The sequence below is a fragment of the Anabaenopsis sp. FSS-46 genome (assembly GCF_029891665.1).
In the GTDB taxonomy this organism is placed as follows: domain Bacteria; phylum Cyanobacteriota; class Cyanobacteriia; order Cyanobacteriales; family Nostocaceae; genus Anabaenopsis; species Anabaenopsis arnoldii.
Window position 1 is genome coordinate 11,601 of sequence record NZ_JANQDG010000148.1, and the last position, 18,296, is coordinate 29,896.

Sequence of the window (18,296 nt, forward strand, 5' to 3'; positions counted from 1 at the left end):
CATGACTTATCAAACATCCTCCTAAGCCTACCTTTCTCTTCCCTGGTAAGGGTGGGGTCACTGAAAAGTTAACAAGGTACTCAGCTGACAAGATCCTTCGCAAAGCTTCATAGATATTATTAACAATTTCCCCAATTAAGCTGCTATATCCTGTGAATACAAATACTGCTGAAACTCAATAAATATTGCCTTGATATTAGCAACGCTACCTAGTTCTTTAGTGGCATCATGAATAGTATGATATTTTAACTCTAATAATTGGGGTAACTTAGATCGATCCAGTTCTTCTACCCCATCTTTAATATATTGATCTAAAACAAAATCAAGAAATTCCTGTTGTTTACCCACATATTTAGAGAAAATTAAGGATTTATGAGCTAGAACCCTTTCCCGACGGCTAATAGGTACAGCAGCATAAGCAATATAAGCTAATACATCATATAAGTCACTTTTTTCAGCATTAATTAAACTGCTAATTTCTGTTAATTGTTCTGCATCATAACCCTTTTCTGATAATTCTTTTAATAGAGCTTTTCTAGTATCTGGACGACTCCAAATAGTTCTTAATTCATTTTCATTTTTAAACAATTCGGGAATTTCACCAAATAGCCTTTCTATAAATTCTGCAGCGGTTATGGGTTTACCGTCTACACTCCAAAAGCTGGTAGATATTTGATGTTGAATAGTTCTTTCTTTACCATCTCCTAATTTAACTTTAATTATTTTGCGTGTGGTATCTTCTATTTTTTCGGTTCTCTGTTCTGGGCTATTATTATCTGTATTTGGTGATAATTCCCGTGCTTTTGTGTTGGTAACTTTTACAGTTTCTTGGGGTTCACCATCCCATTGAGGATCGTTAAAATGTTCATAAGCTTTGACAAAATCATAAATAGTAAAATAATCCTTACCATCATATAACCGAGTACCACGACCAATAATTTGTTTAAATTCAATCATGGAATTAATAGGACGCATTAAAACTATATTCCGCACATTGCGAGCATCAACCCCGGTGGAAAGTTTTTGAGAGGTGGTTAAAATAGTAGGAATATTTTTTTCATTATCTTGAAAATTCTTCAGGTGTTGTTCTCCTAATTTGCCATCATTAGCTGTAACTCGGTGGCAATAATTAGGATTATGACTAATCTTCATTTGATTGATTAAATTTCTTACTGCTAAGGCATGATCTTGATTAGCACAAAATACTAGAGTTTTTTGATTTTGATCTATTTCTGCCATGAACACTTGCACTCGGTAGCGTTCCCGTTCTTCAATTTCAATAATGCGATTAAAGTCTTTTTCTGTATAGGTTTTTTCATCATCTATCGCCCCTTCTATGACATCATCATCAGGACTGTAAATATATTCATCTAAGGTAGTTTCTATTTCCCTGACTTTAAAGGGAGTTAAAAACCCATCATTAATACCATCTTTCAAGGCATAAGTATAAACTGGTTCACCAAAATAAGCGTAGGTATCAGCATTGTTTTGACGTTTGGGTGTAGCAGTTAGTCCTAGTTGTACCGCAGGGGAAAAGTATTCTAAAATTCCTCGCCAGGTGCTTTCGTCACTTGCTCCTCCTCGGTGACATTCATCAATAATAATAAAGTCGAAAAAGTTGGGAGGATAGTCATTAAATTTGGGGGTGGGTTTACCTTCTTCATCCTTTCCTGTCATGAAAGTTTGGAAAATTGTAAAAAAGATGTTCCCATTTTTGGGAACTCTCTCCCGTTTTTTAATGGTTTTAGGATCTATGCGAACTAAAGCATCATCAGGAAAGGCAGAAAAGGAGTTAAAGGCTTGGTCTGCGAGAATATTACGATCTGCTAAAAATAGTATTCTGGGGCGGCGTTTGGGTTCAAGGCTCAAGTTCCATCGGCTTTGGAAGAGTTTCCAGGCCAGTTGAAAAGCAATAAAGGTTTTACCTGTACCTGTGGCCATTGTTAATAAAATTCGCTTTTGTCCTTGGGCGATCGCCTCTAAAACATATTTGATAGCATTATGTTGATAGTATCGGGCTTCCCATGTACCGCTTTTATCTTCAAAAGGAATAGCTGCAAAGCGTTCACGAAGTATCGCTGAAAGAGAATCACGCCATTCTTGTTCTTGTTCCCTGAGCGGAGTCGAAGGGAAATCGCCGGTTTCGACTCCGCTGGTTTCGACTCCGCTGGTTTCGACTTCGCTGGTTTCGACTTCGCTGGTTTCGACTCCGCTGGTTTCGACTTCGCTCAACCGCCAAGTAGCTTCCCATAGTTCATCGGGTGTGGGATATTTGTTGATATAACCTTCTTTCCCCGTGTGCATATCTACTTGGTAAATACCAACACCATTGGTAGAGTATGCAAAGCGCGTTTTTAATTTTTCGGCGTATTTTTTCGCCTGTGCTAAACCTTCCGTATCCGGTAAATCGCGTTTTTTAGCTTCAATAACAGCGAGTTTTTCACCACAATAAACTAATACATAATCAGCGATGTCTGCTTTAGCCCGTTTACCGTTACCAATTAAGCGACCAGGGGCGATGACTTCTCGACGGATGCGGCTATGTTCCACTACTCCCCAACCAGCAGCAGTAAGGGCGGGGTCAATTAATTCGGCGCGGGTTTCGGCTTCGTTCATCATGGATAATCTTGAGAATATGGCAATCTGCGACGGGCACTAGCGATCGCTTGTTGTAGTTTAGCTTGTAACAACTCTTTTGGTGGTAATACTGTGACATATTCGGCAACATGAATACCGCTTTTATCTAGTTCTAGTAATTCGATTTGCTCTTGTTTTTTACCTGCACATAAAATAATTCCTAGTGGTGGCCGTTCGTCGGGTTCTTGATCATATTTAGCCAACCAGCGCAGATAAAGTTCCATTTGTCCTTTATATTCAGGTTGGAAGTTACCTAGTTTCAAGTCAATGGCTACAAGGCGTTTAAGTTTACGGTTATAAAATAGCAAGTCTATATAAAAATCATCGTTGTCTATTTGTAGGCGTTTTTGACGAGCAACAAAGGTAAATCCTACACCAAGTTCTAGTAAAAATTGCTCAATTTCTCTGAGTATGGCATCTTCTAAATCTTTTTCTAGATAGCGATCGCGTAAATTCAAAAAATCTAAAATATAAGGGTCTTTTAGTACAATATCCGGTGATATCTGTTGAGTTTGGCGCAGTTGCTCTAAATCATGGCGGATGGTTTCTTCAGGTTTGCGGGATAGGGCGGTGCGCTCGAATAGCATGGAGTTAATACGTTCTTGCAGTTGGCGGACGCTCCATCTTTCAAGCTGGGCAATTTCAATATAAAATTCTCGTTTTAGGGGATCATCAATATACATTAAAGTTTTGATATGTGTCCAACTTAATTCTCTCCGCAGTGTGGAGACAATCTGATCATCTGGAAAAGTTTCCGCAAAATGTAGACAATGCCGCAATTGTTTTTCGCTCCAACCTTTACCATAGGTTTGAGTTAGCTGCTGAGATAAAGAAATAATGATTTGTTTGCCATATTCAGCCCGTTGACCTTGTAAAACTTCGGTGTGTATGCGTTTACCAACTTGCCAATATAACAGGGTTATTTCTGCATTGATGGCAACGGCGGCGCGTTGTTTGGCTGTGTCAATCAGTTGCCGGATTTCTTGAAATAACAGATCGTTTGGTTGCGTTAAATCATCACTCATGCTGCAATTTCCTCCTTTTCATTTTCCCCATTATCTGCTGTGGTCGGTGAGCGAAGTCGAACCGTTAATTCCCCTGTAAATGCTTTTTGCAAGATGCTTTGTTTGAGTTCTTTTAATGCAGCGATTTTTTGACGGTAAATATTTTCAAGGCGATTAGATTGTGACTCTAACTGTTTTAAATCTTGTATACAGTCTCTTTGTGTCTGAATTGGTGGTAACTCACTTATTGCAAGTTCACGAATATCTTTCATATTTACGTGCTGAACTGTTGCACCTGTAGATTTAGCCAAAAGACGTTTCTGTATTAGTGGATGCAGTAATAAGAAAGCTAAGTATTCAGAATCTACAATCTTTTTATTTGGTCGTATTAGTACAGTTCTTTGTCCTAAGCAAACTTTGTATCCTTCAGGAATAACACCAACATTTCCTGCGGGTGCTTCTCTTGCCAAAATTAAATCTCCTGGTTCTGGTTTACCACGTCTTGTCCAAAGTTCATAAATTTCTTCTGAAACACGATTAACATTATCAAAAATCAGATAACCCTTACCTATATTTGGAGTGCGGATCGAGGGTATTCCTGTTTCTTTAGTCGGTGCAGTTTTATGCTCACAGTCAATAATCAGGTTGGTAATACATGATAAGGTTTGCGTTGGTTTATTGGAAGCTACTCCAAATAGTTTATAGTTTAGATAACTTTCAAATAGCTCCCGTGCATTGCTGAGGTTTTTTTCAGTGTTGCTTATTACTCTATCAATCCCCTCAAACGCCTCATCCAATATTGCTACAATTCTCTTTTGTTCTGGAAGTGGGGGAAGAAGAACTTTCACACTTTTAACAAGGTCAATATTCAAGTTGCGAACTGTAGATCCTGCTGCAAGTTTATCAAACTGTTGATAAGTTGTATTTGAGCCAAGAAAATAGTAAAGATAATTCTGATCAAAGAGTCCAGATTTATCTTTCAATACCAGCCATCCGTCATGAATACAACCTGATGTACGCATAATATATGGACGACCAAAACTCATAGAATTTGAGAGAATAAAATCTCCTTCATTTACTAATCTTGAGTATTTTACGCCATCTTGTTTAATTTTCTCTTTAGTCTCATAAATATATTTAGAACTAACCGAAGCATCACTTATTTTAATCCAATTTATTCCATTTGGTTCATTAGTTAAAAAATCCTTAATTGGCCTTGGTGAACCACCACGATATATTTCACATAATTCATAAAGTTTTTTCATTTCCCATCCTTCTGGTAATTGCCTATTTTCCATAATCACCTTATCTTTTAATACTTTCTATATTACTGATTGAGCGAAGTCGAAACCACGATCCCCCCAATAACCTCTAAAATCTCCGCACTTTCCTGATCCAAAACTGCAATTTCCTCTAAAATATCCTGCGGTTCTCTTAACCTCACTTCCTCCCCCTTCGTCGGATTCTTCACCGATAAATCAAACGTCTCCTGATCAATATCAGCAACATCCACTAACCAAGACCTTTCCGACTCTGCAAAACTAGCTTGTAACTCCACAAACTCCCGTAAATCATCATCATTTAAAGGATTTGTTTTCCCCAAATTTCGCCCCGGATCTAATTGATAATACCAAATCTTTTTAGTCGCCATTTGTTCATTTATAGACTTACCTTGATTAAAAATTGGTGTAGTCTGAATCGCGTCTAAAGGCGTTCCCTGAGCGAAGTCGAAGGGAACCTTCTCAAAAAATAAAACTACAGTTTTCACCCCTGCACCGATAAAAGTCCCCCCAGGACAATCTAAAATAGTATGTAAATTACAACTACTCAAAAGCTCTTGACGCAAAGCACGGGAAGCATTATCAGAATTAGAAAGAAAGGTATTTTTAATCACTACCGCCGCCCTACCACCAACCTTCAACATTTTGATAAAATGCTGCAAAAATAAAAACGCCGTTTCTGTAGTTTTAATATTAAAATTATTCTGTACTTCCTTCCGTTCTTTCCCCCCAAAAGGAGGATTAGCTAAAATCACATCAAAACGATCTTTATCTTGAACATCGCTGAGATTTTCTGTCAAAGTATTAGTATGAATAATATTCGGGGCATCAATCCCATGTAAAATCATATTCATGATGCCAATAACATAAGCTAAACTTTTCTTTTCTTTCCCTGTAAAAGTATTTTTTTGCAGTATTTCCAGTTGTTTAGTTGTTAAGTTATCCTGTCTTAAATAATCATAACTTTCACATAAAAAACCCGCAGAACCACAAGCACCATCATAAATTTTTTCCCCGATTTTTGGCTTTGTCACCTGAATCATTGCCCGAATTAAAGGACGTGGTGTATAATATTCTCCACCATTCCGCCCCGCATTCCCCATATTCTTGATTTTCGCTTCATAGAGATGGGATAACTCGTGTTTTTCCTGCTGGGATCTAAATCTTAATTCATCAATATATTCCAACGCATCCCGCAAACCATAACCACTCTGAAACTTATTTTTTATCTCGCCAAAAATTTCCCCGATCTTATATTCAATTGTATCCGCACTGGTAGCCCGTTCTTTAAAACTTTGCAGATAGGGAAATAATTCACGATTGACATAATCAATCAAATCATCCCCAGTTAAGGTGTGGTCTTGGTCTAATTTACCCTTTTCATCTTTTGGTGCAGCCCAAACTGACCAACGATATTGTTGATCAATAATAAATGTATAGGATTCGCCACTTAATTCCGCTTTGTCAAATCGTTCCTGTTCTAAATCATCCAAATACTTCAAAAACAATAACCATGAAGTTTGTTCGGTGTAATCTAACTCTGTAGTACACCCGGCCTCTTTCCAGAGAACATCATCAATATTTTTAAAAGTTTGCTCAAACATTTAGGTTTTGCAATAGGATTTATATTTTACAAATATCTCATTAATTTTCAGTCTTGATCAGGCCCTTGCTATCATCAATCAGTGCTAGTTCCCACCTCTGCTGGTTATCACGAGCAACACCACAATTCTTATAAGCACTTATAAGCACTCACATATTTAGGATCAAGTGGGCTATTTTTTATCACCTCTTTTTTAACATTCAAAAATCTTGTATTCTATCATACATTTAAAGAGTACAAAGAGCAACTATTACCCCCACAAGATTTACACAAGTGGCACAGTGGTTTATTTCTTCAAAAAATATCTATCTAAAGGTAGATGACAAAATTAGATCCATAGTCAATCTTAAGTTCATGGGACATTAAGCGAAAACTGAGAATAATTAAATTGACTCTGAAAAAAAACACCGCGACATTAAGCGAAAAGCGACATTTAATTTGAGAATGTACATTAATGGAGAATAGGAGACTCGAACCCCTGACCTCTGCGGTGCGATCGCAGCACTCTACCAACTGAGCTAATTCCCCAAGGGAGTGGAGAGTAAAAAACCCTCACATATATATCATATTTTAGCACCCAGGGGCGGTAAGTTTGATATCTTTTTGTAAAAAAACTTCCTGGACTCGTTCTAATTCTAAGTCATACAAATAATCCACAGTCCAGTTACAGCGACGCTGGAGCATATGGAATGGGTAGCTGTGAGCCACCCCAAGTACTTGTATGTGGGCTTGTTTAGCCGCTGCGACACCCACCGGGGTACCTTCAACTGCTAGACATTCAGCGGGTTGGAGATGGAAATCAGGGTATAATTGATTGAGACGTTCCACAGCCAGCAGATAAGCATCGGGTTGAGACTGGGTGGCGCTCAGGTCATCATCGGCGATCATGACAGAGAAATACTCCGACAGCAAAGCGCGTTCTAATACTAGTTCTATTTCCTGGCGAACTGCACCACTGATTAAGGCGAGCTTGACAGTTTGGCAATCATCAGGGGAAATATTGAGCGATCGCACCTGGTTAATAAAATCTAGCACACCTGGATATAAAGGCAGTTCGGGGATGTTTTCCAGTTGCTGGACATAGGCTTGGGCTTTCTGGTGTAGAAGTTTGTTGAGATACTCCTCACTAACCACCCTACCACGAGAACTGAGCAACTCTTGTAAATAAGTGCGATCGCTCCTGCGGTATAAAGCCTGGTATTCACCCAGCTTCTGGGGTTGGAGATTTTCTTGGATGAGAATTTCATCTATTAATTGTGAGTGAATCTGCTCATGATTAATAATCACACTCTTAAAATCAAATAAAACTGCCTTTAAACTCATCTTGTTATGCCAAGCCCTGGAGATGCAAAGTCCTGCCAATTATTATTATCTATTGTGCGCGTTTTTTGGTAGCCATACCAAAAAACGCGCACAGTGCCCCTGGTTTCTAACTATGGGGGTGTAGTGCGCTAGGGACTTGGGTCGCATTCCTAAAAATCGTCTGTAAAAATATTAGCTTTAATGTATAATTTTACTACGAGGTGATGCAAGTGTTTAATCTGACTTACGAATTTAAGCTCAAACCAACTCAACAACAAATAGCAATATTTGAAGAATGGTTAGAAACCCATCGACGGGTTTACCGGAACTTGGCGGGAGCGTGAAAGCCCCTGAGAAGCAGCAACGCAGTTGCGTACTTCGTGCTTTAGACAGGGGATGAAACGCGACTTGGTAGGCTTCAGCCTGCTGTGTCCCCTTCGAGTTTTAGGCTATCAATCCAATCTTCAATTAAAGCAGTGATAGTTTTATCCTTTTGAGCAGCATATAAATAAAGTTTATTTCTTCTCCGCTCAGATAGACGTATTGTTAATGTTTTTCTCTTCATAATTGACATACATTGTTAGTATTTAATGTTAGTAAATATCAAGGAGGTGAAAACAATGTATGGATGTCAGCAAAACTTAGTTAACCCAGATAATGAACTTAGAGCAGTCCTTGAGTTTATTTGCTCAGAGTCCCATAAACTGACAAATTGTGGTATCTACTACGCTCGTCAGTTATATTTCAAAACTAGGAAGTTGATTGGTAAGTACGATTTAGAGAAAGAATATAAGACGAATAAACATTATCAAGTTTTGCACTCTCAAGCAGCACAACAAATTTTGAGGTCTGTAGCAGAATCATTCAAGTCTTTTAAGGAATTAGATAAGAAGTACAGCAAAGGTGAATTGCATTTTAAGCCCAAGCTACCGAAATATCGTAAGGGTGCAGGGTATTCACTTGTGACCTACCCAAAGCAAGCATTAAAACTTGTTGGTGATCATATAAAAATACCGCTGGGTAATACTGTTAAATGTTGGTTTAAACTTGATAGTTTCTTGCTGCCAATGCCTTCAAACCTAAAGTTTACAGATATTAAGGAATTAAGAATACTACCAAGAAACCGATGCTTTTATGCCGAATTTGTCTATGAGCAAAAGTCATCACCAAAAATTAATTTTAATCCTCAGTATGCTCTAGCAATTGACCCTGGCATTAACAACTGGTTAAGCTGTGTTTCTAATGTTGGAACTAGTTTTATTGTTGATGGACGCAAAATTAAATCTCTTAACCAATTGTACAACAAGCGTGTTGCGTTCTTAAAAGAAGGTAAACCACAAGGATACTGGGATGAACAACTAGCCCACATCACAGAAAAGCGTAACCGACAAGTGAGAGATGCTGTAAATAAAGCAGCTAGATTAGTTGTTGACTACTGCATTAAATACAAAATTGGTACAGTTGTTTTTGGGTGGAATCAAGGACAGAGACAAGAAGCAAAGTTGGGTAAAACAACTCAATCTTTTGTACAAATACCAACAGCTAAATTGAAGGAACGAGTTAAACAACTGTGCGAATACTACAGCATCAAATTTGTTGAAACTGAAGAGTCCTACACCAGTAAAGCTAGTTTTTTAGATGGTGACTTTCTACCTATTTTCGGCGCAAAACCTGAAGGGTGGATACCAAGTGGAAAACGAGTAAAACGTGGAATCTACTGCACTGGTGCAGGTAAATTAATCAACGCTGATTTGAATGGTGCTGCGAATATTCTTCGCAAAGTAGAGACACAACTAGATTTAAATCTGGTCAAGGTCTGTAGGCGAGTTTTGACCCTCGCTACCAGATATCGCATCTGGGAAACCAAAACTAAAAAGCGGAGGGAAGCGGCTTTAGCCCTTCCCGTAGCAACAGTTTAGAATCCCCGTCCATTTATGGCGGGGAGAGGTCAAATAGTCAGAGACTGGGGATTAGTGGAAATTAATTTAGCCAAATCCTGTAAAAAGGCCGCAGCATGAGCACCGTAAATAATCCGGTGGTCACAGGTAATATTAACTTGCATTTGTTGACGCACAGCAAAGGAACCATCCCCTAAAGCTACCATTTGGGGACGGGATGCACCAATGGCTAAGATAGAACCTTGTCCGGGTGGTAAGATCGCATCAAAAGTGTCTACCCCAAACATCCCTAAGTTAGAGAGGGTAAATGTCCCACTGTTGTATTCTTCGGGTTGTAGTTGTTTAGCTCTCGCACGTTCTACTAAAGATTTCCAGGAGCGGGAAAGGGAATAAATATCTACCATGTCTGCATTTTGCAAAACTGGTGTGATTAATCCTCCATCATCCATAGCCACGGCTACAGAAATGTTAATACCAGAATGATAAACAATTCCTTGGTCTGAATAGCTGGCATTTAATAAGGGATGTTTTTGTAATGTTACCGCTACCGCTTTAGCCAGTAGGGCTGTCATGGTAACGCCCTTGGATTTAATTTGTTTGTAAAGTTGATCTAAGCCATCGGTGGTAATGGTGTAACCCACACGGAAAACTGGTACAGTCACACTGGCTACCATGTTCCTAACTACAGCATTTTGGAAGGTAGTTAAAGGTACTGTTTGACCAGGAACCATGGGGGCCGGGGACGGGCCTGGTGACGGGGTGAAGGTAGGCGCTGGTGACGGGGTGAAGGTAGGTGCTGGGGTGGGTGTGGGCGCTGGTGGTTTACCTTGATTGACAGATGATTGTACATCCTCGGCGACGATGCGACCGTAGGGACCGCTACCTTTGAGGGTAGTCAAATCAACCTTAAGTTCTTTAGCTAATTTACGGGCGCGGGGTGAAACTACGACTCTTCCTTCGCGGTGGTTAGAGCCATTTTGAGTAGCTAGGGCAGAAGATATACCAACAGGGGCTGTAGTCGCAACTGGTTCTGGTGTGGGGGTAGCGGTAACTGAGCCTGAGTTAGCCAAGGTTTTGGCGGTGGCGATTTCGGCTTCTGTTTCTGCTATGTAGGCGATCGCAGATCCTACCGGTGCGCTTTCACCAGCTGGTACGATGATGTGGGCTAGGTATCCTTCATAGAATGTTTCCACATCCATATCTGCCTTATCTGACTCGACCACCACCACGGTTTCCCCTTTTTCCACCTTATCCCCCGGCGATTTCACCCAGGAAACGATTTTACCTTCAGTCATGGTGGAACTCAGGGCTGGCATGAATACTTCGTGAATGCTCATATGGTGGTATCAGAATCGATGGTTTATGGACTTTAGCAGCTTTTGCCAGATTAAATTGTATCTTGGCTGGTTGAGTTTTACCGTGGAGATTTTTTCTTTTCCCTGGTAAGAGATAGGTGGGCTAGTTTCCTCATTGTGGTACTTATTTACCAATTCATCCAGGAACCTGATGATCAGATTAGAGTCTATGGTATGTAACAACTATAAATTTTTGCCCATGTTTCAATCATCAGCCCAAGTCTTCTATACGTGAATACTTTGATGATGAATGTTATAATTTAACATTCTCACTCACTCTGACCTCTTCAATGTAAGTGGTTAAGTTCAATTTCTTGTTTACTTTTATGTTGTTTAACAAGTGGAATGTTGTTTTAGTTTTGTTAGTAAATATCTTGGCTACTGCTTGCGCCGGGATGGATATGACCGAGGAACCACAATCGCCAACATTGGGAGACAATAGACCCGTTATACAACAGGAAGTTGCCAATGTGCAACATACTGAGGATGTCTCATTATATCCAGGGCGTTATCAATATCAAAGCATACCACTAGAAAATGTGAATGCCATTCTTCAAGGTAGTGATCCTGTGAGTTTAGCCTTAAATGTTTTAGAGGGTAAATCATTAGCTAGAGGTAAGCAGGAAGTAGCAGTCTTTTATCCCCAACCCAGACAAGCCTTAGTGGAAATTACGCACATAGATTCAAATAATTATACGACTGACAGGATTAATTATCGAGTGGAAATGACCACCTTTGGGCGATCGCTGTTAAGCAGCTCTCCCCCGATTTGGCAAGTTGTCTGGGCGGGGTCAAAAATAGAATGCAGCCCTGAAAGTAGCAATAAACAAAAGTTAGCTCAAAGTTGTGAATTTTGACCGGGGACTGTCAACCCCACCTAACATAAGATAAGTGGGGAATTACCAGCGGGACTGTTAAATGTCGCCGCGAATCTCTTGGATAACGCCATCGCGCAGCAGGATTTCTACCTGCATTTTACGAATTAAGTTATCACCCTGTTCAACACGGAAAAAGCCTTCCATTTGGAATTGATTCACTTCTTGCTCCAACTCCAGAAATTGTAATTGCTGGAGGTTTTGTAGCAGTTGATTTTTCTGCTCCAGGAGTTCAGTTTTCTTTTGATTGACTTGGCTGTGAATATTATCGATTTGTTGAAGGGTTTGGGGACTAGGGGGCTGTATAGCCTGCTTTTGAATGGACACAAGGGCTCTTTGTCCTTCTAGATCAATCTGTTGCAGTTGCTGGTCACTTTGATTAATCTGTTGTTGTAGTTGCTGTTGTACTTCCTCCTTCCATAGGGGGGTAACAATGGCTTTGACATTGACAACGCGCTTGAGTAACAAATTGGGGTTGGAGACATCCATAAATCTTTCACGTTCACTCTATAAGTTAGCAGACAGAATACTCATCGGGTATACATCCGGTCAATAATCTCCTGATACCGTTCCGTGACTATGTGTCTGCGGATTTTCAGGGTTTGTGTCATCAAGCCATTTTCCAGAGAAAAAGGTTCGACAATCAACCTGAAGGGGCCAATGCGGTCATCAGGACGATAACCAGGACGGTTTTGTACTTCCCGATTCAATTCTTGTCGAAACAAGTCCTGGATTATTTTACTCTCCAGATCAATAGATGTCCTCATCTGTTCCAGATTTTGAGTTTGTGCCCATTTTTCAAGGGCTTCGGTATTGGGGACAATTAAAGCGCCGATGCTGCGCTGATCTTGTCCCACCAGCATAATTTGATCAATGTAGGGCGATCGCAAACAAGCATCTTCAATAGGTTGTGGTTCGATATTTTCCCCATTGGTCAAAACAATCGTATCTTTAGCCCTCCCGGTGAGGACTAAATCATTATCTCCTGTCACCCAACCCAAGTCACCGCTATTAAACCATCCTTGACCATCAATAACTTTGGCTGTGGCTTCGGGGTTTTGGTAATAGCCCTGCATAACTTGGGGACCTTTCAATAGTACCAAACCTTTTTTTCCAGGGGGTAACAAGTCTTTGCTTTCCGGGTCAACAATTTTGACTTCTGTACCAGCGATGGGCTGTCCAGATGAACCGCGGACATTATGCCAAGGACGGCGGGCGTTAGTCACAGGAGAGGTTTCTGTTAAACCGTAACCCTGCAAAATCTCCACGCCAATAATTTCAAAAAAGTTATCTATATGCTTGGGTAGCGCCCCACCGCCGCTAATTACTTGCTTGATGCGTCCCCCTGTGGCTTGGCGGACTTTGGCATAAACTAGGCGTTCTCCGAGGGTATGAAGGGGCAACAAAGCCAATGCTAGTATCTTAGAGGTGATTTTCTCTAAGCTTGAGGCATGAAGATGATTTAAACTTAGTCCTTGGGTAATGCGTTGTTTTTCGATATAGGTTTCACTGGCTGCTAGTAAAAACTTAATCAGGCGTTGCTTTTTGGCTGGTTGTTCCCGGAACTGTTTTTGCACTCCCTCATAAATCGATTCCCACAGACGGGGGACTGCAATCATGTAATGAGGTTTAAAGTCCTTCAAGTCCTGTTTGACAAAACGCAAGTTAGTATAAATTTGTGTACAACCTTGAGATAGTAAGAAATACTCCCCACTGCGCTCGTAACTGTGCCAAGAGGGAAGGATACTCAAGGCGATGTCTCCCGGCTGTGGTTGTACTATTGTACCCAGGGTTTTGACTTGGTGTAACAAGTTGCTATGAGAGAGCATCACACCTTTGGGTTTACCGGTAGTCCCGGAGGTATAAATCAAAGTCGCTAGGGTATCTCCTGTGACCTGAACTGGTGTCAGGGGATGGTTAGCACCAATTTCTAAGACCTGGGAGAATTTCAAGACTTTATCGCTGTCTTCTGGTGGTGTTTCCTCTGAGATTACAATTATCAGTTGAATGGGTAGGTCATTCAGTTCGTCGCCAAGTTTATTGAGTGTGTTTAAATCCTGTACTACTAGGGCGGTGCTACCACTGTTGGCAATAATAAATAGTAGTTCTGAGCGTTCGGCTTGGGAACTACGGACTGCATTTACTGCGCCGGCGGTCATTATCCCTTGATCGGCAATAAACCACCGCGGACTATTATCGGCTATTAAGGAAATGCGATCGCCTACTTTGACTCCTAATTTTTGTAACCCAGCGGCAAATTTTTGAATTTGCTCCCCTAACTGGCTATAGGTAATTACTACTTCTGGTTTACTGTGGGGATTGTGCAGGGCGACTATATCACCAAATCGTTGCCCTGCTAATGACCAAACTTCTGGTAGTGAAACCACATGACTGTAATCGACTAAACGCTGTAATTCTTGGCTTTCTCGCTTCGTAATCTTTGATAAATAAGCTGGTGTATCTGTACTGTTATTCACAATTCATATCCTCTATTGTTTTAGTAAACGGTTGATTTATTGATTGTTCTGACCTGAGCCTATATTACTAAATAGCTTTACTCTTCAGTGATTGGCCGTAATGCATAGCCTACTGTCTGAGGTATTTCAGCATTTCAACGGTTGTATTGATAAAAATCTATGTTACAGTAAATATATATAAGCTAAAGACAATGGATAGACTGGATAATCTATTGCTTTAGTTATCTTGACTGCCAAAAGCCCAAAAACCTATTTTTTTTTGATGGGGGTGAGTACCCATAAATTTCATGGATGTTTTATTGCTAACTCTCCTCAATGCTGCTGCTTGTTTAGTATTACCTAAATTAGCATCGAAAATTCTAGGCAAAAAAGATACTCAAACACTAGCCAAAGGGTCAACATCATCTCAAGCCAGAATTGAAATCACTAGTTTCCCCTACTGTACCAGTTACGTGTTAACGGGTAAAGAATTCTGCAAGTTTAGACCTCAATTCTGCGCCAAGTGTTCCCAATACTGATCTCCCCGACCAATCTCTGCATAAATCTTGCTCATTTTTTCACATGAAGATGTTGGTAGATAGCGATCGCGTAAGTGCTATCGAGGATCTGTGGAGGGGGGTAAGATACCCGACTTCTCAGATAATTAAAGATAATCTCATATGATTTGTCCAGAAGTCGGGAATCTGCGTGACACCGAAGATCATGTATTTGATTATGTTCACCCGATGCGCTGGCTTTTAGGTGAAAATAATAGATAGTAAAAACAAATTTTTGATGCGCGGATAATATAGCCTTTTTCAGGCTCATGAAGTACACACCAATTCCCTATTCCCTATTCCGGTGTTCCCTTAAACTAAAAAAAAATGTACCTCACGAGCATGGGAAATGCTATATACGACTGAAATCAACAAAACCCCAAGCATTACTGAGGATTTTGTCTTCGCCATTTTTCCCTGACTAAGCGAATTTCATCAAAAGTATAGTTTTCTCCTAATTGTTGTTTAATCGGGGTGAGAGAAACATCACCCAAAATCTCTAAAACTTGCCAAATTTTTTGTTGATGTTCTAGGGGTACTAACTGATTTAAATCTACAGGCTGATTTTTAGCCATTAACTGAGAAAGGTGGGTAAAAATTGTCGAGGGGTTAAGATTGCGTTGGCGAGCAATTTCCGCTACACTCAAACCTTGTTGGTGTAGTCTTAATGTGGTTAACTCGGTATCATTAGGTAAGTTCTTAAGAGCTAGAGTACCTGGAGAATCATGTTTTGTGGGTGATATACCTTTTTCTCGACGGTAGGCGGTGATTTCTGCGAGGAATTTTTCACCATACTGGGCGAGTTTGTGACTACCTACCCCAGAAAGTTTACCAAATTCTGTTAAGGATTGGGGTTGTACCTGGGCCATTAACCGGAGGGTAGAATCTTGAAAGACAACATAGGGCGGTACAGACTGTTCATCAGCTAGTTGCTTGCGCAGCGATCGCAACCGTAGTAATAATAGTTCTGTTTGGGCTGTTTTGTCACCCTCTGAGACGGGGGAGATTTTTTGCGCCACAGGAACAGCAATCAAAACTTGGCGCTGTCGCTTCATCACCTCCCAACTCAAAGCATTCAGCTTTAAAACCGAGTAACCATCGTTGGTTTGTTGTAACAACCCTTGATGTAACAGAGAACGCCCTAAAATGCGCCATTCATCTACAGTTTTATCCTTCCCAATCCCGTAGGTAGAGAGTTTGTCGTGTTGATTTTGGCTAATTTTTTTACTTTTACTTCCCCGCAACACATCAATAATGTGTAGCATTCCAAATCTTTCTTGACAACGGGCCACACAAGATAAAAACTTCATGGCTGCAATTGTCCAGTCTTGTACAGGTTTGGGATAACGACAGTTATCACAGTTACCACAATTACCGGGAAAACGTTCACCAAAATAACCTAGTTGAATTGTCCGCCGACAGTCTGTACCTTCAGCATAATCAATTACCTGGCGTAGCTGTTGTTTGGCAATTAATTGTTCTTGAGGGTCAGTTTTTTGCTCAATACTCCACTCAATGGTTTTAAGATCACCAAAACTAAAGAACATGGTACAACGTGAGGGTTCACCATCTCTACCCGCTCGCCCAGATTCTTGATAATAACTTTCTAAATTACGTGGTAAATCAGAGTGAATGACTAACCGCACATCAGGTTTATTAATTCCCATCCCAAAGGCGATAGTAGCAACAATGACACGCACATCATCGCGAATAAATCGAGTTTGATTCTTACTGCGTTCCTCATCATTTAAACCAGCATGATAGGGTAAAGCGGTAATTTGATCATGTTGCAGTTTAAATGTGAGTTCATCAACTTTTTTCCGGGTCAGACAATAAATAATCACTGAACCGTCAGTTTCCCGAATCATTTCTAAGATTTCGGCGTATACAGTTTTAGATTTAGGCCGAACTTCGTAATAAAGATTTTGCCGGTTAAAGCTAGCTAAGTGAATACTAGGTTGCTTTAACCCTAATTGTTTAATTATATCACTACGGACGCGGTCTGTGGCTGTAGCGGTGAGGGCGATGGTGGGAACATCTGGATAGCGGTGACGTAGGGATTTTAACTGGCGATATTCTGGGCGAAAGTCGTGTCCCCATTCGGATACACAATGAGCTTCGTCAATGGCGAAGGTAGAAATACCAATTTGGTGATGTACTAAGTCTAAAAATGGCAGAAATCTTGAGCTTAATAAACGTTCTGGGGCTACATAGAGTAGTTTAACTTTGCCGTTACGGATGGCTTCCTCACGCGATCGCACTTTGTAGGGATTGAGGCTACTATTGAGAAATGTAGCAGAAATATTATTATTTCTCAGTGCTTCTACTTGGTCTTGCATCAGAGCGATTAACGGCGAAACCACTACCGTTAAGCCTTTTTTCATCAAGGCTGGTAACTGAAAGCACAATGATTTACCCCCACCTGTCGGCATTACCACTAATAAATCCTGATTTTGCAGCGCATCTTCAATAATTTGTCGTTGTCCGGGGCGAAAATTATCGTAACCAAAATGGTATTTTAACGCTTGTTCGAGGTGGGGGTACTGAAGCATAACGATGGATTTACGTGCTAAGACTTGAAAATTTTAACTTAAATCCCCGGTAAGCAAAAAGTTAGAGAAGTGAAGCCTTAGCTTCACCTCTGTGGGTTTTAGCTAAATTCTGCCGATGTTATGCAGTCCTAAAATTATACCTACTCCCAAAAGATGACCAAAGGCTGTAGTTGCTAGTACCGCGGGTAAACCAAAACCGCCAAATAAATTGGCTGCGGGGAGAGATGGCCCAACGCTGGGGTACTTGATGGTAAGTTTTCCCAAGGCAACGGCGATAATGTTGGCTACAATCATAATACCTGCAACGGTGGGACTCCATTCTAGGGGTGTAGTTACAGCAGCGATGATAGTGGAAGGTAACACCGGATTAGCTCCTAAAATTCTAATGGCTAGAAATATAATTGAAATATTTCCCTGGGAATTTCAACAAAAAAACGGCTTTTGCATCAATACTTAACAGTTATTCTTAATCCTTAATCTTAGAGGTTGTTTGATAAGTTTTCAACAGGTAATTTTTATTTTAGGGAAGAGGGAACAGGGAACAGGGAACAGGGAACAGGGAACACAGGGAACACAGGGAACAGGGGAACACGGTATGGCTAACGCCACGCTATCGCTATCGACTTCGCTCACCGACCGCACAAAAAACAATAAAATCCAGTCCCCTCCCCTGACAAGGGGAGGGTTAGAGAGGGGTCAAATAATATTCGATACACTAATCATCACTTGACCAACATCCTCCTAAATATGTGCAAATCTTCATATTCCCTCTAAAGT

Annotated in this window: 15 protein-coding genes and 1 tRNA gene; 4 read left to right on the top strand and 12 right to left on the bottom strand. The window is 40.5% G+C overall.

All coding sequences use genetic code 11. From position 1 onward, the window contains the following. Nucleotides 1-135: 135 nt before the first annotated feature. The 6 genes from NWP21_RS17720 to NWP21_RS17745 all read right to left on the bottom strand — a co-directional run bounded on the left by NWP21_RS17720 (nt 136) and on the right by NWP21_RS17745 (nt 7,847). The gene (locus tag NWP21_RS17720; RefSeq protein WP_280793685.1) at nt 136-2,619 is read right to left on the bottom strand and encodes a type I restriction endonuclease subunit R; all 2,484 of its coding nucleotides are present in this window, start codon (nt 2,617-2,619) and stop codon (nt 136-138) included. Continuing rightward, nucleotides 2,616-3,662 (bottom strand): PDDEXK nuclease domain-containing protein, encoded by a 1,047-nt coding sequence (locus NWP21_RS17725; protein ID WP_280793686.1) that lies wholly within the window; start codon nt 3,660-3,662, stop codon nt 2,616-2,618. Before NWP21_RS17725 ends, NWP21_RS17720 begins: the two co-directional genes overlap by 4 nt. Further along, nucleotides 3,659-4,939 (bottom strand): restriction endonuclease subunit S, encoded by a 1,281-nt coding sequence (locus tag NWP21_RS17730; RefSeq protein WP_280793687.1) that lies wholly within the window; start codon nt 4,937-4,939, stop codon nt 3,659-3,661. The genes NWP21_RS17725 and NWP21_RS17730 overlap by 4 nt, the downstream gene beginning before the upstream one ends. 29 nt (nt 4,940-4,968) lie before the next feature. After that, entirely contained in the window at nt 4,969-6,525 is a 1,557-nt protein-coding gene (locus tag NWP21_RS17735; RefSeq protein WP_280793688.1) for an N-6 DNA methylase, read from the bottom strand. Nucleotides 6,526-6,979: 454 nt separating this feature from the next. Next, nucleotides 6,980-7,052: transfer RNA gene (locus tag NWP21_RS17740), tRNA-Ala, on the bottom strand. 42 nt (nt 7,053-7,094) lie between these two features. Continuing rightward, entirely contained in the window at nt 7,095-7,847 is a 753-nt protein-coding gene (locus tag NWP21_RS17745) for an HAD family phosphatase (protein ID WP_280793690.1), read from the bottom strand. 203 nt (nt 7,848-8,050) lie between these two features. Here NWP21_RS17745 and NWP21_RS17750 point away from each other — a divergent pair, with 203 nt between their 5' ends. Further along, the gene (locus NWP21_RS17750) at nt 8,051-8,170 is read left to right on the top strand and encodes a helix-turn-helix domain-containing protein (protein ID WP_271730911.1); all 120 of its coding nucleotides are present in this window, start codon (nt 8,051-8,053) and stop codon (nt 8,168-8,170) included. A 74-nt stretch (nt 8,171-8,244) separates the two neighbouring features. On the opposite strand, the gene NWP21_RS17755 is transcribed toward NWP21_RS17750, so the two are convergent. Beyond that, on the bottom strand, nt 8,245-8,391 hold the full coding sequence (locus tag NWP21_RS17755; RefSeq protein ID WP_271730913.1) for a hypothetical protein: 147 nt from the start codon (nt 8,389-8,391) through the stop codon (nt 8,245-8,247). Between the two features lie 55 nt (nt 8,392-8,446). Between NWP21_RS17755 and NWP21_RS17760 the strand changes: the two genes are divergently transcribed. Further along, on the top strand, nt 8,447-9,745 hold the full coding sequence (locus NWP21_RS17760) for a transposase (protein WP_280793691.1): 1,299 nt from the start codon (nt 8,447-8,449) through the stop codon (nt 9,743-9,745). Between the two features lie 29 nt (nt 9,746-9,774). Here NWP21_RS17760 and NWP21_RS17765 read toward each other — a convergent pair whose 3' ends face one another. Beyond that, nucleotides 9,775-11,061, bottom strand: a complete 1,287-nt coding sequence (locus tag NWP21_RS17765) for a dihydrolipoamide acetyltransferase family protein (protein WP_280793692.1) — start codon at nt 11,059-11,061, stop codon at nt 9,775-9,777. A 344-nt stretch (nt 11,062-11,405) separates the two neighbouring features. Between NWP21_RS17765 and NWP21_RS17770 the strand changes: the two genes are divergently transcribed. Then, nucleotides 11,406-11,936, top strand: coding sequence for a hypothetical protein (locus NWP21_RS17770; RefSeq protein WP_280793693.1), 531 nt, complete (start codon nt 11,406-11,408; stop codon nt 11,934-11,936). Nucleotides 11,937-11,993: 57 nt separating this feature from the next. On the opposite strand, the gene NWP21_RS17775 is transcribed toward NWP21_RS17770, so the two are convergent. Beyond that, nucleotides 11,994-12,443 carry a YlqD family protein gene (locus NWP21_RS17775; RefSeq protein ID WP_280793694.1) on the bottom strand — a complete coding sequence of 150 codons (450 nt, stop codon included), beginning with the start codon at nt 12,441-12,443 and terminating at the stop codon, nt 11,994-11,996. A 41-nt stretch (nt 12,444-12,484) separates the two neighbouring features. Further along, nucleotides 12,485-14,431 (bottom strand): long-chain fatty acid--CoA ligase, encoded by a 1,947-nt coding sequence (locus NWP21_RS17780; RefSeq protein ID WP_280793695.1) that lies wholly within the window; start codon nt 14,429-14,431, stop codon nt 12,485-12,487. A gap of 287 nt (nt 14,432-14,718) precedes the next feature. Between NWP21_RS17780 and NWP21_RS17785 the strand changes: the two genes are divergently transcribed. After that, entirely contained in the window at nt 14,719-14,949 is a 231-nt protein-coding gene (locus NWP21_RS17785) for a hypothetical protein (protein ID WP_280793696.1), read from the top strand. 404 nt (nt 14,950-15,353) lie between these two features. Here the strand turns inward: NWP21_RS17785 and recQ are convergent, their stop codons facing one another. Further along, entirely contained in the window at nt 15,354-17,519 is a 2,166-nt protein-coding gene (gene recQ, locus NWP21_RS17790; protein ID WP_280793697.1) for a DNA helicase RecQ, read from the bottom strand. A gap of 102 nt (nt 17,520-17,621) precedes the next feature. Beyond that, a complete protein-coding gene (gene psaK / locus NWP21_RS17795) occupies nt 17,622-17,882 on the bottom strand; it encodes a photosystem I reaction center subunit PsaK (protein WP_271760088.1) in 261 nt (86 codons plus the stop codon). Nucleotides 17,883-18,296: the final 414 nt, after the last annotated feature.

Bases quoted from the DNA above. Each gene is read 5' to 3' on its own strand.
- NWP21_RS17720 (WP_280793685.1), bottom strand. From the start codon at position 2,619: ATGATGAACGAAGCCGAAACCCGCGCCGAATTAATTGACCCCGCCCTT.
- NWP21_RS17725 (WP_280793686.1), bottom strand. From the start codon at position 3,662: ATGAGTGATGATTTAACGCAACCAAACGATCTGTTATTTCAAGAAATC.
- NWP21_RS17730 (WP_280793687.1), bottom strand. From the start codon at position 4,939: ATGGAAAATAGGCAATTACCAGAAGGATGGGAAATGAAAAAACTTTAT.
- NWP21_RS17735 (WP_280793688.1), bottom strand. From the start codon at position 6,525: ATGTTTGAGCAAACTTTTAAAAATATTGATGATGTTCTCTGGAAAGAG.
- NWP21_RS17745 (WP_280793690.1), bottom strand. From the start codon at position 7,847: ATGAGTTTAAAGGCAGTTTTATTTGATTTTAAGAGTGTGATTATTAAT.
- NWP21_RS17750 (WP_271730911.1), top strand. From the start codon at position 8,051: ATGCAAGTGTTTAATCTGACTTACGAATTTAAGCTCAAACCAACTCAA.
- NWP21_RS17755 (WP_271730913.1), bottom strand. From the start codon at position 8,391: ATGAAGAGAAAAACATTAACAATACGTCTATCTGAGCGGAGAAGAAAT.
- NWP21_RS17760 (WP_280793691.1), top strand. From the start codon at position 8,447: ATGTATGGATGTCAGCAAAACTTAGTTAACCCAGATAATGAACTTAGA.
- NWP21_RS17765 (WP_280793692.1), bottom strand. From the start codon at position 11,061: ATGAGCATTCACGAAGTATTCATGCCAGCCCTGAGTTCCACCATGACT.
- NWP21_RS17770 (WP_280793693.1), top strand. From the start codon at position 11,406: ATGTTGTTTAACAAGTGGAATGTTGTTTTAGTTTTGTTAGTAAATATC.
- NWP21_RS17775 (WP_280793694.1), bottom strand. From the start codon at position 12,443: ATGGATGTCTCCAACCCCAATTTGTTACTCAAGCGCGTTGTCAATGTC.
- NWP21_RS17785 (WP_280793696.1), top strand. From the start codon at position 14,719: ATGGATGTTTTATTGCTAACTCTCCTCAATGCTGCTGCTTGTTTAGTA.
- recQ (WP_280793697.1), bottom strand. From the start codon at position 17,519: ATGCTTCAGTACCCCCACCTCGAACAAGCGTTAAAATACCATTTTGGT.